Genomic DNA, 1,222 nt, shown 5'->3' with positions numbered 1-1,222 from the left:
GCGTTAGTGCTTCTCTTCTCAAAATAATTAAGAATATCGCTGTAGTGGCGGGTAATCGTTCTTTTTAAGGTAGTGAAAGATTTAAAGCCTGATTCCTCAACGTTTTTGAACCAATGCGCCAACTTGAGCATAGCAACAGATTTTGTGATGTTTTGATTGTAAATTTTACGAAGCTCATCAGAGAGACAGTATGCTTTTTCCAGATCGGGATACTGGTAAAATAAAATTTCTGCTCTGTGACTTTGTCCCAAAGTCCATTTCTCTTTACTTTTGTACAACAGATATCTGCTTCTTGCCAAAAGCTGTTTTCGGGTATCACCATTGCTGAAAATTTCGATTTTTAATCCTTTTTCTTTAGATCTTTCCAAAAGCTCATTTTCCATCTCGATAGCTTCCCACCGGTGTTTTATTCTTATTTGCTGAAGGGCTTCGGTAGCAAGTTTTTGAACATGAAAACGGTCAATAACCTGCATTGCATAAGGAAAACATCTTTTAGCGATCAACTTCATTGAACCTGCCATATCGAGAGTGATTTCTTTAACTTTCATTCTTGATTTTCTGCTGATTTTAAAAAGACATTCAATGACCGTTTCGCTTTTTGTCCCTTTAATAATGGCAACAAGACATCCTTTCCTACCTTTTGCTTGTTTCGAGGTAAGAACAGTGTATAATTCGCCGTCAGAAAGTGCCACTTCGTCTATGGAGAGTTGGGAGGAGATGTTTTCAGGATAAAGAACCAGGTCTTGCGCATGTGATTTTTGTTCCCAATTCTTGAAATCGCTGATGCTTTGTTTGTACTGTCTTTGAAATTTCTTACCATCCACGCCATACATTTCGCCAATGATTTTGCAGGGTAAAGCTTTAGTATCGGCTGATTTTTTTTAAGAACTCGGCAAAATCTGTGGTCATGCGTGTTCCTTTGGCGATAAGATCCCAATTTCTCTGGATGATGTTTCCTGTTTTTACATCAGTCCATCTCCTGCGTTTGATGTGAAGTTTAACCGTTTTTCCTCGGAGCGGAAAATCATCAACGGTAATTTCGGGTACAAATCCTTTTGACTGCAGCATTGCTGAAGAAAATTCTTTGGGAGCTGTGTTTTTCTCTTCAAAATAGATGTGCAGGATTTTATTTTCCTCCTCAAATTTCATCATCTCAAAGTGCTCAATTAATAATTCGGGTAAGAATAATTTCAGAATTTCAGCATCATTTAACATTCCACAA

2 protein-coding genes are annotated in these 1,222 nt (G+C 37.6%); both read right to left on the bottom strand.

Annotation, left to right across the window (positions count from 1 at the left end; all coding sequences use genetic code 11):
- Positions 1-833, bottom strand: an 833-nt coding sequence (locus BUA89_RS22655; RefSeq protein WP_072964286.1) for an ISAon1 family transposase, incomplete at its 3' end; no start/stop codon positions are given.
- Positions 834-861: 28 nt separating this feature from the next.
- On the bottom strand, positions 862-1,215 hold the full coding sequence (locus BUA89_RS22650) for an ISAon1 family transposase N-terminal region protein (RefSeq protein WP_072964288.1): 354 nt from the start codon (positions 1,213-1,215) through the stop codon (positions 862-864).
- Between the last annotated feature and the right edge of the window lie 7 nt (positions 1,216-1,222).

The organism is Chryseobacterium arachidis (assembly GCF_900129245.1).
In the GTDB taxonomy this organism is placed as follows: domain Bacteria; phylum Bacteroidota; class Bacteroidia; order Flavobacteriales; family Weeksellaceae; genus Chryseobacterium; species Chryseobacterium arachidis.
The sequence above is the reverse complement of the archived record's forward strand: the minus strand, read 5'-3'. Positions and strand labels throughout refer to the sequence as shown.

Coding starts and splice junctions, on each gene's coding strand:
- BUA89_RS22650 (WP_072964288.1), bottom strand. CDS start 1,215: ATGTTAAATGATGCTGAAATTCTGAAATTATTCTTACCCGAATTATTA.